The sequence below is a fragment of the Chryseobacterium gleum genome, assembly GCF_900636535.1.
In the GTDB taxonomy this organism is placed as follows: Bacteria; Bacteroidota; Bacteroidia; order Flavobacteriales; family Weeksellaceae; genus Chryseobacterium; species Chryseobacterium gleum.
The window spans coordinates 3,657,376-3,672,680 of record NZ_LR134289.1 but is presented as its reverse complement, the minus strand read 5'-3'; the positions used below and the strand labels follow the sequence as shown (position 1 = coordinate 3,672,680).

Sequence of the window (15,305 nt, the reverse complement as noted above, 5' to 3'; positions counted from 1 at the left end):
GATTTATTACAAATGTATAAATAATAATCTACGTCTTTATAAAATTCACTTTAAAATGAATTTAATACCACCGGATTTACCCCTATAACATTATGAAAATAAATCATTTAACTGTAAACACAGTATATCTCAAACTTAAGTCAACTTAAAATTACAATCTTTTAAAAACAAAAAACACCTCATTTCTGAAGTGCTTTCTTATAATGGATAATTAATTCTTTGTTACTTTTTGATCCACCACTGACTGTCTTTCCGGTCAGAACGTTTTACACCGTTGTCCAGCGTATAAGCGAACCCTATTCCCAAGGTTTGTTTCAGCTGTGTCTTTTCTATCTGATTATGATCGTACAGCAAATCTAAGGTCACATTAGAGGAAATATATTTGTTTACTTTCAGGTTCAGCAAAGCTCCGTAAGCCAGAACCAATCTGTCCGGATGGTCAAGGTAATTCGAGAAGACAGACGCTGTATTGGTAAGATAAATATCTTCCATGATTTTTAATTTGTATATTGCCGTTCCCAGAAAACCGAATTGCAGTAATGAAGTATCGCCATCATTCTTTAAACCGTAGCTTCCCGCTGTCTGAAGGTCTTTGTCCAATACAAACGTCCATCTGGCGTTGGTTGGACGTAAGGTGACTGTAAGATCATCATTGGGTCTGTACGTGATCCCCATCCCGACATTCAGGTAACCTGGTGCCATAAAATTAGATATTTTTTTTGCTTCAGGATTATTTCCATCCTCATATCCTGCAGCAAACTGTGATTGAAATCCTGCTCCCATAGAGAAATACCAACTTTTTGAGAATTTTTGCCCATAATTGGTAGAAACGTTAATGATGTCCTGTGTTTTTCTAATTCCCTGCCCTTTTGTATCATTCTGTCCATATCCAAGAATGATGATATTTTCCCAAAGGTCTTTATCCTTTTCATAGGTCAGATTGTAATTGACACCGGCAAGCCACCCTACATTGTTGGCTCCCCCTCCAACCCAGTTTGAAAACGCAGCCTGGTTAATCATCAATGTGTTTTTTCCTATTACTGACCAGTATTTTACGGTGTCTGTCACCACGGAATCTTTCTTTAATTCTTCTTGAGCACTTGCATACATTCCTACAAAAAAGGAAAGAATCAATAAAAACTTCTTCATTACTCTAAATAATTTTCAATACAAAAGTATTAATATAATTTTTTAAACGATATATTCAGCTTCAAAGAATTCCATTTCAATAAAGTTTAATTAACTAACAACAAGGTATTTCAGTAAAATCAATGTCAAATAATAAGTTTAAAAATTAAATTTGATACCTTTTGTCTTAAAATCAGGTAACTAGAAGCCCATTCATCGACAAATTTTCCGAAATTTATCATTGGCTTTTGATTTGACGTAAAATCCCCATGTTTAAGAATGTAATTTCCAAAAGAGCGATTATATACCCGCTGCTGATGCTTTCGGCAATGTGGTTCGGGTATTTTTTACAAATGCAGGGCTTCTTTCAAAGCTGTTTTGGAGCCATTATTCCTCTTTTACCTGAGGGATTGCTTGGTATCATTACATCTCCTCTTTTACATGGAAATATTGACCATATCATAGGAAACTCCATTCCGATTGCAGCACTAATGTTTCTGCTGTATCAGTTCTATCCATTGGTCGCCAACAAGGTTTTTATTATCGGATGGCTGGCAACGGGGCTTTTGGTTTGGCTTCTTCCTCCCATTGACATTCTCACCGGAGAATATATGTATACCTGTACCATCGGAGCCAGTGGTGTGGTATATGTACTTGCTTTTTTCCTTTTTTTCAGTGGGGTATTCAAGTGGAATACGAAACTTCTGACCATTTCGATGCTTGTTGTGCTGTATTATGGAAGTTTGGTATGGGGAATGCTTCCGGAAGAGCTTTTCTACAATATGGAGGAGCCCAGTAAGATTTCATGGCAGGCACACCTTTCCGGAGCGGTAGTGGGAAGTATCATCGCCTTTGCTTTTAAAAATGTTGGCGAAAAAAAGAAAAAATTCATCTGGGAGTTCCCGAATTACTATAGTGAAAAGGATGATAAGTTGTGGCAGGAATACAAGGAAAATCATCCTGAAGATTTTATGGAGCTTCCGTACAAGAAAAAAGATGATATCTGGGATCATTTGGATGAATTGAGGAAAAGATAAAAGTTATTTCACTACATTTGAAAAAAAACACAGATGATCTCCGAAGAATACTTATATGCTATCGCCCTCCGCGAGTGCAGCCAGATTGGCGATATTCAATTTCATAAACTTGTCCGTACTTTCGGAAGCGCCCGGGAAGCATGGAAAAGAGCAAAAAAAGAGTATAAGAAGCTCGAAGGAATAGGACAAAAAACCGTTTCCGATATTGGAAATGCAGCTCATTTGAAATTCGCAGAAGAAGAATTAAATTTTTGCGAAAAAAATAATATCAGAATCAGGCTGAAACATCATAGGGAACTCCCTTTCCTGCTTAATGAATGTAATGATGCACCTGCTATTCTTTATCAAAAAGGAGAACTTAATAATATACTGCCAAAAGTAAGTATTGTAGGCACCCGGAATATGACAGAATATGGCCGGCTGTTTATTGAAAATTTCTTTGAAGCAACCCAATTTTCAAAATACGCCTCTGTAAGCGGTCTCGCTTTAGGCGTTGATAAAGAAGTTCATGAACAGTCCCTTCATTACCGGAAACCAACTATAGCGGTTCTTGCACATGGTTTTCAATATTTATATCCTGCAAAAAACAGAAGGCTTTCTGAGAAAATTTTAAATGAAGGAGGTGCACTCATAACGGAGTTCAGTTCTTCAAGAAAACCAGACCGGGAGAACTTCATTCAGAGAAACAGAATTGTTGCCGGATTATCTCCTTCTACAATCGTAGTGGAAACCGGTTTTGGCGGCGGTTCCGTAAGCACAGCATCCTTTGCCAATGATTACAACCGCGATGTTTTTGCGCTGCCTGGAAAAATTACAGAGGTGTCTAGTCAGGGATGTAATCAGTTGATTTTCCATAATAAAGCAACAGCAATTTCTACCATCAAAGATCTTGTCCGTCTATTGGGGTTTAATGATCCTAAAGAAAAAACAGAAGAGTTATTTCCTTATAGCGAGACCATTACGCAACTATCTGAAAATCAAAACACAATATATCAATCCATTAAAGACAACCCACATATTTCTTTGGATGATCTTGCACAAAAGATTGATATTTCTACTCACAAAATCTTACCGATAATTTTGGAATTGGAGCTTTTAGGGAAAGTAAAATCGTTTTCCGGGAGGCAATTCATAGCGATTTGATATTTAACGATTTCTTAATATTGCATTATTTCACACATAACATTTCATTTTTAATAAAATTTAAAGACAAATTATCAATTTAATAATATTACGAAACATTATTATTTAATTTTTAACAATGTTAAAATATAGTGTTGTGAATCTTGAAAAAAAAATTAAATTTGTTGACAATAATATTCAACCTTAATATATGGAACAATATAATATTGACCAGAAAATCCAAGAGTTTATTGCAAAAATTGAAGCAAAAAATCCTAACGAACCGGAGTTTTTACAGGCTGTAAAAGAAGTTGCCGTAACAGTAATTCCATTCATTGCTACGAAAAAAGAATATACCGGAATGAAGCTGCTTGAAAGAATGGCTGAAGCTGAAAGAATCATTATTTTCAGAGTTCCATGGGTTGATGACAAAGGAGAAATTCAGGTTAACAGAGGTTTCAGAATTCAGATGAACTCTGCTATTGGACCATATAAAGGAGGAATCCGTTTCCACCCTACTGTAAACTTATCCGTTCTTAAGTTCTTAGCTTTCGAGCAGGTATTTAAAAACTCTTTAACAACGCTTCCAATGGGAGGTGGTAAAGGAGGTTCAGATTTCGATCCGCAAGGAAAATCTGATATGGAGGTAATGCGTTTCTGCCAGGCCTTCATGACAGAATTATGTAAGCACGTTGGTCCTGAAACAGACGTTCCTGCAGGAGATATCGGAGTTGGAGCAAGAGAAATCGGATATTTATTCGGACAATACAAGAAAATCAGAAATGAATTTACCGGAGTTCTTACAGGAAAAGGTCTTGCTTACGGAGGTTCACTGATCCGTCCTGAAGCTACTGGATATGGTGTAGTATACTTCGCTGAGCAGATGCTTAAAACAATCGGACAAGATTTCCAGGGAAAAACTGTAACCGTGTCAGGTTTCGGAAACGTTGCATGGGGAGTTATCAAAAAAGCAACTGAACTGGGTGCTAAAGTTGTAACAATCTCTGGTCCTGACGGATATATCTATGATAAAGATGGTATCAGCGGAGAAAAGATCGATTATTTATTAGAACTTAGATCTTCAGGAAACAACAGAGCTGAGGATTATGCTAAAAAATATCCATCTGCTGAATTCCACTCCGGAAAACGTCCTTGGGAAGTAAAATGTGATGTTGCATTCCCTTCTGCAACCCAAAACGAATTGGATTTAGATGATGCAAGAAAATTAGTTGAAAACGGATGTATCTGTGTTACTGAAGCAGCTAACATGCCTTCTACATTAGATGCCATCAACTATTTCTTAGATAATAAAGTATTATTCTCTCCTGGTAAAGCTTCCAATGCCGGAGGTGTTGCAACATCAGGATTAGAAATGACTCAGAACTCTATCCGTCTTAACTGGACTTCTGAAGAAGTTGATGCAAGATTAAAGGAAATCATGATTGGTATCCATAAGGCTTGCAGAGACTACGGAAAAGACGAAGACGGTTATGTAAACTACGTAAAAGGTGCAAATATTGCCGGCTTCGTAAAAGTAGCAGAAGCAATGTTGGCTCAAGGAGTGGTGTAACAAAAAATACAAAGGTTGGGAGAAATTCCCGACCTTTTTTGATATAGCCTGTTCCCGGGATAATGGGAAAAAAGTAAAAAGTGAAAGGAGAAAGCGCTGCTATATGCAGCGCTTTTTTTATTGTGCAATGAAAGGCACTGGTCCATATTTTCATCTTTAAAATGCGCCCAGTTGATAAAATAAAATAAACAAAAAATCCTGAAATACAAGATTTCAGGATTCCGACTAGTGTTTGCTAAAGTGCTTTTACTTTTTCTTTTTCTTATCTTTCTTTTCCTCTTTAGGAGTATCTGCAGGCTTGGTTGCATCAGTAGGTGTTGTACTTACTGACGGATCTGTTGCAGGCGCTGTCTCCGTTGTAGTTGCAGGTGATTTTTCCTGAGTTTTCGGATCCGAAGGACTTGTAGTCTGGGTATTCGGTTGTTGAGTTTGAGTTGTCGTAGTGTTATTAGTAGAAGTATCGGCCGGCTTCTGAGTGGTTGATTGTGCTGATACTGCGATTACTCCGACTAAGGTAAACGCTGCCGTTAAAAATAACTTTTTCATAATGATAATATTTAAATGATTGTTTAACTTAAACGAAGCATCATTTATAAAATTATGCATAAATAGCTTATTTAACGGACTTTATGATTATTTAAGAGGAATTTACAAATATAAATTTGTTTGGTTTGGCTGGAAGAGTGACGCTGGAAGCTGGAAGCTTTTTAGATTAGAAATAACAACCTAACAGAAGATTCGTTAAGTTTAAAATCAAAAAATAACAGTTTTATTATCAACAATGATTGCCTTCCATCTTCCTTCCCACAAGGCTATTTCGCAATATTCTTCATCATCTTTTCTACAAATTCAAATGCTGCCGGGCAGATCACTGTATTTTTCAGCATTAAATTATTAATCTGATAGATTTTTTTCCGGTCTGTATGCGGATATTCACGACAGGCTTTTGGTCTTACATCGTAAATAGAGCAGGTATTATCATTATTCAGGAAAAAACAAGGAAGATTCTGCAGTACTTTATCATTGTCCTCATCCACTCTTAAAAATTTTGCTTCAAAGTCTGCAGGTTTCATTCGCAGATGTTTGGCAATGCGTTCAATATCTTTCTCTGTATAAAGAGGGCCGGTTGTCTTACAGCAATTAGCACACTGCAGGCAATCTATCTCTTCAAAAACTTCATCATGGGTTTCCTGCACTATATAATCGAGATTTTTGGGCGGTTTTTTCTTTAATCCGTCCAGAAATTTTTTGTGTTCTTTCTGCTTTTGTATAGCCTGTTTTTTATAAAAATCTAAGTTCATCTATTCTTTATTTCTTACGAAATCCGGGAGCTCTTCTTTCCTGTATTCATTAATTTTATCCAGATCCAGTATCGTTGAAAGATTTTCTTTATTGGGGTAATACATCGGGACAAATTTTGCACCGTATACAATTTCCCCTGTAGTATACGAAGACCTTTGTACTACAGTATTTGAAAACACTTCATCAAATGCACGCACCTGCACAATAAGTTCAATATCCGTATTTTTAAAATCCTCTTCGGAAAAACCGTAAAACGGCGAATTCTCATCAATTTTATGCACTACAGTCCAGTTGAGTGCTAAGGTATTAATCTTACTTAATTGGGTTTCAAGCCTGTAAAAATTGCTTTTGGCTACTCCATTTTCTATAACTTCAATAGCTGCAGACAGGATAACATCAGCATCCGTTAATGCATTATTTTTATAGGGGGCAAGCCTGAACATTAATGCGGAAGATTCCTGAAAAGGAGCAATAAGCGCAATATCCGAGAATCTAAGATAGGCCCGCGGCCTTGAAAACCTTCCGTAAAAAAGACCTGTTGCGATGGCAAAGGTAAGCAATCCCAGAAAAGCTTCAAAGGTCGCCACAAGGCTCGCCAAAAAGCCTACCGGTGCTATTCTTCCGTACCCGACTGTGGTAAAGGTCTGGGAACTGAAGAAAAAAACATCAATAAACTCGTTTAGCGGATCACTTTTGTCGATGCCGGTAAGATGTTCCACTCCTATCAGATAATAGATCATGGCGAAAGCCAGGTTTACCAGAACATAAGCAATAACCAGATAGGAAATGAAACGGAATGAAGAAAGATTCAGCATGGTGTGATACCAGCTTAACCTGTTGAAGACGTTCACACCTCTTCTCTGGACATTCGGGAGACCGTCCTTATTGATGAATCTTCCGGATGCATTGGTTCCGAAACCACTGTTCTCCGCATTTTTCTGACGGATCTTTTTTCTGAATCCTCCTGTCATTTTTATAGCATTTTCTTACCGTTTGTGGTGCAAAGATAAAATATTGTTTTGATGAATTTTATCAATTGATTCATTTGAGTTTTAAATCGATTTTGGAGTACATTTGAAGTATGAAAAAACTGGAATCAAGAGAGGACATTGAACGCCTTGTCAACTCATTTTACGCAAAGGTAGTTAAAGATGAAACCATAGGATTCTTTTTTAATGATATTGCTAAAGTAGATTGGGATAAACATCTTCCTAAGATGTACTCTTTCTGGGAATCTATCCTTTTTGGACAGATGACTTATAAAGGAAATCCGATGGGAGTCCACTTCCCGATTAATGAGATACAGGCCATGGAACAGAAACATTTTAACAGATGGCTCGAACTCTGGAGAACTACGATTGAAGAAAACTTTGTGGGAGAAAATGCTGACATGGCGATTTACAAATCAGAAAATATAGCAAAGCTGATGGCTTTCAAAATGGATCTGGCCAGAAGACTGTAAGGGAAATATATTCGGGATGCGGGATACTAAATAAACAGATTCACTTTACTTTTCTGCGATTTGTCCTTTTGCCTTTTCTCTTTTAAGGAACGATTACTGTAAAGATATAAGCAGCCAGATTCACTAATAATACGGTCCCATACAGAATGTTGGTTTTTCCGCGACTAAGGGAAAGCATTACGATAAACACGGATAAAGAGAGCAAAATAACGTCTTTTTTATCCAGACCAAGCACCAATGGTATATCATACATAATACACACCACTGAAACTGCAGGAATCGTTAATCCTATACTTGCCAACGCAGATCCTAATGCCAGGTTTAAGCTGGACTGAATCTGATTTGCACGTGCTGCCCGGATAGCAGCTACACCTTCAGGAAGGAGAACAACAGCTGCAATAATTACCCCTACAAGAGATTTGGGTGCTCCCAAGCTTCTTACCATACTCTCAATCGTATCTGATAATCCTTTTGCCATAAGCACTACAATTGCCAGACAAACAAGCAGGAAAACAAAGCTTATCAGTGTTTTGGCCAAGGTAGGAATATAATGCTCTTCCGGATGTTCATCGGGAACAATAAAGTAGCTTCTGTGACGCACCGTCTGAACCATCAGGAAGATCCCATAAATGATAAGACAGGCGATGGATATAAAAATAAGCTGAGCTTCGTTATAGAAAGGTCCGTTAACACTTGAAGTAAAATTGGGAAGGACCAGTGTAAGCACCAGAATGGAAACAATACTTACCAGATAAGTAGTGGCTGAGGTTCTTGCAAAAAACTGCTCGTGGTATTTAACGCCCCCAACAAGAATACATATTCCCAGAATTCCGTTAAGAATAAGCATTACGGCAGCAAAAACGGTATCTCTGGCCAGCGTGATCGCCTGATCTCCGCCGGCAACCATCAGCGAGATGATCAACGCTACTTCAATAATGGTGATACAAAGAGCAAGGATAATAGTCCCAAAAGGCTCACCTACTTTATGGGCTACAACTTCAGCATGATGTACTGCTGATAAAACACTTCCGATTAACAAAATACCGGCAAGTATATCATAAAAAACTCCCGTTCCCATCAATCCGGAAAAGTAGTACCCTACCGCAAGGAGAGGAAAAATATAAGTGTAATGTAAGAATTCTTTAAGTCTCATAAAGTGACTACAAAATACAAAAAATCTATAATATTTTCAATATCAAAAGAAATTATTAATGTTATTTTAATGAGGCCAGAAGTTAAAGTCCTGATAATCTGTTAACATATGAAACAGAAGACCAATTCCTATAATTCTGATATTGCCTCTGAAAAACAACATCAAAAAATACACCGCAATGGCATAATAAGAATGTAAAAAATGGAAACCAATACTTTCCCTTGACGGGTCAAAAACAGGATTGGCAAAAAGATGGTCCAGATCTACCAGCATTGTTGCCAATAAAATGAGATACACTTTTTTCCAGTGTTTAGGATAAAAAATCAATGCTATAAATACCGGAAATACAAAATGTAAAAAATAATGTATACACGTTTTAAGCAGAGCAATTTCGGATGGAGCCATTAATGCTATATTTTCAGTTTAGATTACCACCGTAAAATTAGGGGTAAATCTCCTTTCTTTGCTTTTATTTTTACCCAATAATTCTGTGCTTTATTTCCATACAGGATATAGTCAATATCTGAAATGATCTTTTTCTCACTGTCAGTCAATGATTTTAAAGATGAATACAGCAAGGCATTATTCCTGATCAGGAAATAATTTTCGTTTAACTGAGGTGATAACTTTACTGGTTTCCTGGTCGATTGTATGACAATTTCATTATTATTTGAGCTGATCTTATTGGGCTGAAAAGGAATAGCCGTGAATTCGTTTTCGCTATTAATCCATTTCTTAGATTGGAAATACTCCCACATTTTTACGGAATTATCACTTTCAATATCAATAAGATAATTAGGCTGCGTAATCTTCTGAAAGGTCTTTTTTTCCACTTCATTAAAGTTGTCATCATATTCATAACTGATAATGGTATCGTTGACCTGCTCCAGATCAGCGATAGCTTTCAGGGAATTTGCCTGTAAGGAATCCGCAATGCCTTTTTTGAAAAAACGGGTAAAATTTCTGATGTTTTCTTTGTCCAGTTCCAGTTCAAGAAAATGATTTTCTTTCTGAAGTTTTGAAAATATTGCGTCAAATATTTCAATATCTGGATTATTCCTGATCTCAATTTCATCATCATTCAGTTCAATAGAAAAATTTTGAATTTTCTGCCCGGAAATGAATGAAATACTTCCCAATGTATTGTGAATAAACTGATCTGCATCCCAAATATGATTTGCAGAAGGTTGAAGAACCTGTTTCCGAATGATTTTAAAAGCAGAATCAGAAGTTCCTGCAATACAAATGTTATTTTCTATCCTAAAGAAAATCTGCCCCTTCTGAAAGCTGTTATTTCCTTTATCCGTAAACTTTTTCTTCTTTAAACTGGCAATGAATTTCTGTGAATCTTTAAGTTCTAAAATGGTATACCATTCAGAGAATCTGGTATTTTTAATGTGGAAAATCTGTAAAAAATCAGGAATTCTGATTCCTGAGTCTCTGGCAGGGCCGGAGCTTTTGCTTTTTGCTCTACTCCCGGACCATACTGAGGGATGTGTAAGCCAGCTGAAGAGATATTGTCCCGTTAATTTCTTAGTGTCAATTAAAACAACTGCATCTACATTCTGAGGAATATATCTTAGTCTTTTATCCTTATGAAAAACTATAAAATATACTGCAACAGCCAGCAATAAAAGTAATGGGACAATAATCTTCTTTTTATTCATCTATAAAATTTGTGGCTTCTTTTCTGTTTCTTTTGTTTTAAAAACCTGATCGAATATATCAAAGAAATACATTAAACTGTTTTCTGAAGAATCTTTGATATTATAATCCATTTCGGTCTGGATGCTTTCTCCTTTTACTTCTGTTTTATAATACAACTCTCCCACATTTTTTCTGACAGCATCCAATGCTCTTCTTTCTTTCGCGCTCTTGAATTCTTTATCTAATCCCGTCAAAAGCTTCCTGATATCCAGTCTTCCTGACAAAGGATATTTCGCCGAGTCTTTTGCCCATTTTCTGGAAATATCAGATTGGTTTACAGATAAAATATTGTCGGCAGAGCTCATCAGGTATACTACCCCATCTTTTACCGTAAAAAACAGCTGGTCGATATATCCTCCGTCTTTTTCTTCTTTGAAAGTGTACAGATTTCCTTTTTTAGAGAATCTTTTGGAAAATTTCTTGTTGGTCGCCAGCACATCAAAAATACGGTTCCAGTATCCTTCATTTTCCGTTGCAAAGGCGAAAGTGAAGTTAGGAACAGCGATCTCCTTGGTTTTCTTTACTTCTTTTTCATTGAAGTCAGCATCATATTCGTAATCTGTATATTCTACTGTCTTGGATTTCAGTTCATTCAAAACGAATATTCCGTTTCCGGGAGCTATTTTCGTAATAGCTTCTTCATCCAGAACAATCTTCATGGTTTCCATGATCAGCTCCATTTCTTTTTTGTACTCATTTTCTCCGGAACTCTGAAGAAGGCTGTACATCATATCAAAGCATTTTGCCCCATTGACGTTCATGGCATAGTAACCAACACTTTTTTCATTGATCAGCTCCAGCAGCTTTTTGTTTTTCTTACCTTTATAAACGGCCTCTATATTCTTTTGAATATCAGTATTTTTATGCTGATAATTATTAACCAGCCTTACTTTATCTTTGTCGAAATACAGATTGTAAGAATAATTGGAATCATACATATTCCTGAAAAACTTATCATAGCTATAGAACTTTGTCATCTTGCCATAGATGCCTTCATTCACAATTCTTCCGTAATCCGTGTACACAAAAACATCAGAATTGGAGTCCCGGAATTTCAACATTTCTTTAGGAACTTCAATTTCTAAATTGGAACTGAAGTATTGATCAAACCTTTCTTCCGCATTCTTTTTAATGACCATGAAGTTTTCTCTACGGATAGAATCCTGCTCTTTTTGATAGGCTTTTTCTTCTTCCTCATCATAAGCGGTATCAGGCATTTCTTCTCCATTTTCAGGACTTTCAGCGTTTTCCTTTTCTTCAGGATATTTATGATGCTTTTGCAGATATTTGATATCCTTCTGAATTCTTGCGATTTCGTTGTTGTTATCTTTAATACTTTCTTTCAGATACTTAATATCCTCTTTCAGGTTTTTGATTTCCTCTTTATAATCAAATGGTTTTTCCGGTTCATCCGTATAAGCTGTATCCCCGGCATCTACAGCAACGCTGTCTGCAACTGCCACCGAAGTACTGTCTGCAACGGCTTCTGTAGCCCAGATATCTTTATATGGCCTGGTATAGCTGATCATGCTGAGAACCGCACGGCTTCCGTTCCATGCCACAAAAACATCATCATTGATATCAACATAAGAATAGTTTTTTCTGCTGGAGACTTCCTGTCCTTTTTTCTTCACTGAATTAATGAATTCCCGGAACTTTTCTTTATTATCAATGATAAAGTGGGTATTATAGGTCTTAATAGAATCATTAAAACTTGCATAATGGTATTGTACAGCGTCATATTTGATTCCTGTTTTGGAATAATCCGTCCATGAAAGGTTTTCTTTGCTTTTTTTGCTGAGCTCATGCAGCAAAGGATTCAGTTTATTCCAGTTGATTTTATTATTCAGCTGCTTTCCGTTGACCTCCATATAAAATACGGCATCAGTCGGGATTTTCATGCTGTTCTGGGCTAAGCACAACGTAAAGCCAAAAAGTACGAAAATAATTTTTTGTATTTTTAATAAGATAGATTTCATGACTATAGTTTAGAAATTTATTGAAAAAGAATTGTGTTTTGGATTTGTTTTTTCTGAAGGATCAGATCCAGGATATCAGCATCCAGTTTGAGTGCTTTTTTATTCGGTGAAAGTATATAATTATTATTGCTTTGGGATTTCACCGGAGTTTCAAATTGGATGATGGAAGTATATTTCGCATCATTAAAAACTTCTTTGTCTGCCTTACTCAGTTTGTCGTAATCGGCTTTGAAAGTATTCACTTTATTTCTGGTGAATGTCTTTTTTTCAAGATTCTGACCATAAACTTGTGTAGGGATCATTTTACCTAAAATTTTCTGAGCTTTAAGTTTTTCCAGGCCGGCATTGATGTTTTCAATTTTTTTAAAATTACAGCTGAGTCTGATGATGTAATTATCAAAATCCATGGATGTTTTCACATTGCTGATTCCGGGAGTTGCTTTAAAAATTTTTGCGGCTTCATTGATCTTGTTTTCAATCTCCGCTTTTTTGGGAACCTTTTTTCCGTTGATGGTTTCCATTTTGGAAATTGATGCGAGTCTTGTTTTGCTTTTGCTGGCGTTAAGAATTATGGTATATTCTCCCGTACCGTCGGCTTTCACGTTCACTTTATCAAGAATATCGAAGCAGCTTGTCAGAAATAATAAAGGTACAAATAGAAGAAATAATCTGAGAAAATTTTTCATGATTGGGTTTAAAAGCACAAAATTACTCAATTCCGGCCTTACATCCTTACAATCTTTGATTTTTTGGGCATAAAATAGCTGTTTCCCGGTACTTTTTCAGGGGAAATACGGTATTGCTTCCGTATATTATTTTTTAAACACGTCCTTTGAGATAGTCCAGACGAAGATCTTCGTCCAGTTTTTCAATAGCATACCGAAGGCAGGTTCTCGGCATTTCTTTGTAATATGAATTCAGATAGCTGATCAGTTCGCCTTCATTCTTATTTCCCATTTCTCTAAGCAGCCATCCGTTTGCCTTATGCATCAGGTCATGAGGATGCTTCATATTTCTGGTTACGAATTCTTTTGTAAGGTCAAATGAACCTTTTTTTATATAATGCATCGTCCCAACAACAGCGATTCTCTTATGCCACATTTCTTCAGATTCTGAAAGTTCCCTAAGGAGATTTTCTTTCTGATTTTCAAAAGCATACCTGCCTAAAATTTTGTAACAGGTAGAATCTACCAGATCCCAGTTATTGACATAAGGAAGATGATCAAGATAAAAAGCGACCACTTCTTCTTTTACAGCTTTATCTTTTGTTTTTTCAAATTTTGAAATCAGCATAAAAAGAGCTGTTAATCTATGCTCATGGTATTCTGAAGAAAGTAAGATGCTGAGTTCCTGCAGGCTTATTTTATGATAATATTCCTTTGCCACTGAGCGCTGGTCCGGAACTTTTACGCCCAAAAACAAATCCCCTTCGCCATATTCTCCTTTTCCGGTTTTAAAAAATCTCGGAAAGAATGCTGCCTTTTCAGGAATGGAAAGAACAGCTAATGCTTCCTGTATCTCTTTTACAATACTCATATTCCGAATAGCTGTTATGTTTAAGCTTTCTCTTCTACAGCAATATTCTCCTGCTCTTCTTCCTCCTTGGCAATCTTATTAGGATTGGCCACTTTAGCAATGGTAAGTCCCTGAACAATGATTGAGAAGACCACGACACAGTAGGTAATACTTAAAATAATCTGGCTGTATTCACTTTTAGGAATAGACATCGCCAATGCAATAGACACGCCTCCACGGATTCCTCCCCAAACCAGTACTTTTACGGTCTGCGGACTGAAACTTCTTCTCAGAGAAGTAAATTTTGAAGGTCCCCAGATAGAAATAAATCTTGCCAATAAAACGACCACAATAGCAACCAGACCAGGAATCATGAAATGTCTGAGGTCCTTAATCATCAGAAGCTCAAAACCGATGAACAGGAATAATACGGCATTCAGGATTTCATCTATCAGTTCCCAGAATTTGATCAGGTAGTCCTGAGTAATGGATTTCATTTTAAATCTCACATTAAAATTCCCCATAAATAATCCGGCGGCAACCATCGTCAGTGGCCCTGAGATATGCATTTGTCTTGCAATAAGATAACCTCCCATCACAACGGAAAGTGTTACCAGTACGGAGATAATATAATCATCCACTTCACGCATCAGTCTGGAAGTCACCCATCCAAGCAATCCTCCCAGTAAAACCCCTCCTCCGGCTTCTCTCAGCAGCAGCAAACCAATGTTTTCAACTCCAAGATCCACTTCATTTCCAATGGCAAGCTGCAGGACAACAGTGAAAACCACTACGGCCATACCATCATTGAAAAGGGATTCTCCGGCAACCTTTGTCTCCAATGATTTGGAAACATTTGCCTGTTTCAGGACACTCAGAACCGCAACAGGATCTGTAGGCGAAATCAGCGCTCCAAAAACGAGACAGTAGATGAAAGGAAGATTAATCCCTACATAAGGTAATAAATAAAACATCCCGAAACCTACTACAAAAGTGGAAATAACAACACCTACCGTAGAAAATATCAATACCGGCCGGAACTGCTCCTTCAGGTCGTTAATGTTAATATGGATTCCTCCCGCAAAAAGAAGAAAATTAAGCATAGCTCCCATCAAAACCTCTGTAAAGTCGATGCTGTTCATCAGGTTGTGAAGGTGTCCGAAAGTTCTCGGAAGTACTGTTTCCCCGAACATTACCAGGAAAATGGAAACCACGATAGCGATCACCATAATTCCGATAGTACTCGGAAGTTTTAAAAACCTGTAGTTAAGATAGGCAAATATTGATGCTAATACGATTAATGCTGAAAATGAATAATATAATTCCACTA

General features: G+C 36.9%; 15 protein-coding genes. 4 read left to right on the top strand and 11 right to left on the bottom strand.

Features of this window, described 5'->3' with window-relative positions:
• Positions 1 to 222 precede the first annotated feature (222 nt).
• Positions 223 to 1,149: a DUF3078 domain-containing protein gene (locus tag EL165_RS16720; RefSeq protein ID WP_002982354.1), complete on the bottom strand. Its 927-nt coding sequence runs from the start codon at positions 1,147 to 1,149 to the stop codon at positions 223 to 225.
• A 248-nt stretch (positions 1,150 to 1,397) separates the two neighbouring features.
• Between EL165_RS16720 and EL165_RS16715 the strand changes: the two genes are divergently transcribed.
• The 3 genes from EL165_RS16715 to gdhA all read left to right on the top strand — a co-directional run bounded on the left by EL165_RS16715 (position 1,398) and on the right by gdhA (position 4,857).
• Positions 1,398 to 2,165, top strand: a complete 768-nt coding sequence (locus EL165_RS16715) for a rhomboid family intramembrane serine protease (protein WP_002982351.1) — start codon at positions 1,398 to 1,400, stop codon at positions 2,163 to 2,165.
• A gap of 33 nt (positions 2,166 to 2,198) precedes the next feature.
• Positions 2,199 to 3,308, top strand: coding sequence for a DNA-processing protein DprA (gene dprA / locus EL165_RS16710; RefSeq protein ID WP_002982349.1), 1,110 nt, complete (start codon positions 2,199 to 2,201; stop codon positions 3,306 to 3,308).
• A 190-nt stretch (positions 3,309 to 3,498) separates the two neighbouring features.
• Positions 3,499 to 4,857 (top strand): NADP-specific glutamate dehydrogenase, encoded by a 1,359-nt coding sequence (gdhA, locus tag EL165_RS16705; RefSeq protein ID WP_002982346.1) that lies wholly within the window; start codon positions 3,499 to 3,501, stop codon positions 4,855 to 4,857.
• A 246-nt stretch (positions 4,858 to 5,103) separates the two neighbouring features.
• Here gdhA and EL165_RS16700 read toward each other — a convergent pair whose 3' ends face one another.
• The 3 genes from EL165_RS16700 to EL165_RS16690 all read right to left on the bottom strand — a co-directional run bounded on the left by EL165_RS16700 (position 5,104) and on the right by EL165_RS16690 (position 7,130).
• Positions 5,104 to 5,403, bottom strand: coding sequence for a hypothetical protein (locus EL165_RS16700; protein WP_041461964.1), 300 nt, complete (start codon positions 5,401 to 5,403; stop codon positions 5,104 to 5,106).
• Between the two features lie 266 nt (positions 5,404 to 5,669).
• Positions 5,670 to 6,158 carry a YkgJ family cysteine cluster protein gene (locus tag EL165_RS16695; RefSeq protein ID WP_002982340.1) on the bottom strand — a complete coding sequence of 163 codons (489 nt, stop codon included), beginning with the start codon at positions 6,156 to 6,158 and terminating at the stop codon, positions 5,670 to 5,672.
• Positions 6,159 to 7,130 (bottom strand): ion channel, encoded by a 972-nt coding sequence (locus EL165_RS16690; protein WP_002982338.1) that lies wholly within the window; start codon positions 7,128 to 7,130, stop codon positions 6,159 to 6,161.
• Between the two features lie 110 nt (positions 7,131 to 7,240).
• Here EL165_RS16690 and EL165_RS16685 point away from each other — a divergent pair, with 110 nt between their 5' ends.
• Positions 7,241 to 7,621, top strand: a complete 381-nt coding sequence (locus tag EL165_RS16685) for a group III truncated hemoglobin (RefSeq protein WP_002982336.1) — start codon at positions 7,241 to 7,243, stop codon at positions 7,619 to 7,621.
• 82 nt (positions 7,622 to 7,703) lie between these two features.
• Here EL165_RS16685 and EL165_RS16680 read toward each other — a convergent pair whose 3' ends face one another.
• The 7 genes from EL165_RS16680 to EL165_RS16650 form a co-directional block, all read right to left on the bottom strand.
• A complete protein-coding gene (locus EL165_RS16680; protein ID WP_002982331.1) occupies positions 7,704 to 8,774 on the bottom strand; it encodes a calcium:cation antiporter in 1,071 nt (356 codons plus the stop codon).
• 66 nt (positions 8,775 to 8,840) lie between these two features.
• The gene (locus EL165_RS16675; protein ID WP_002982328.1) at positions 8,841 to 9,179 is read right to left on the bottom strand and encodes a DUF6122 family protein; all 339 of its coding nucleotides are present in this window, start codon (positions 9,177 to 9,179) and stop codon (positions 8,841 to 8,843) included.
• A 23-nt stretch (positions 9,180 to 9,202) separates the two neighbouring features.
• Positions 9,203 to 10,441, bottom strand: a complete 1,239-nt coding sequence (locus EL165_RS16670; RefSeq protein WP_002982325.1) for a hypothetical protein — start codon at positions 10,439 to 10,441, stop codon at positions 9,203 to 9,205.
• A complete protein-coding gene (locus EL165_RS16665) occupies positions 10,442 to 12,460 on the bottom strand; it encodes a hypothetical protein (protein ID WP_002982321.1) in 2,019 nt (672 codons plus the stop codon). It lies immediately after the preceding gene.
• Positions 12,461 to 12,477: 17 nt separating this feature from the next.
• Positions 12,478 to 13,146 carry a hypothetical protein gene (locus EL165_RS16660; RefSeq protein ID WP_002982318.1) on the bottom strand — a complete coding sequence of 223 codons (669 nt, stop codon included), beginning with the start codon at positions 13,144 to 13,146 and terminating at the stop codon, positions 12,478 to 12,480.
• A gap of 133 nt (positions 13,147 to 13,279) precedes the next feature.
• Entirely contained in the window at positions 13,280 to 13,996 is a 717-nt protein-coding gene (locus EL165_RS16655; protein WP_002982315.1) for a DNA alkylation repair protein, read from the bottom strand.
• A 20-nt stretch (positions 13,997 to 14,016) separates the two neighbouring features.
• Positions 14,017 to 15,303, bottom strand: coding sequence for a cation:proton antiporter (locus EL165_RS16650; RefSeq protein WP_002982311.1), 1,287 nt, complete (start codon positions 15,301 to 15,303; stop codon positions 14,017 to 14,019).
• Positions 15,304 to 15,305 lie beyond the last annotated feature (2 nt).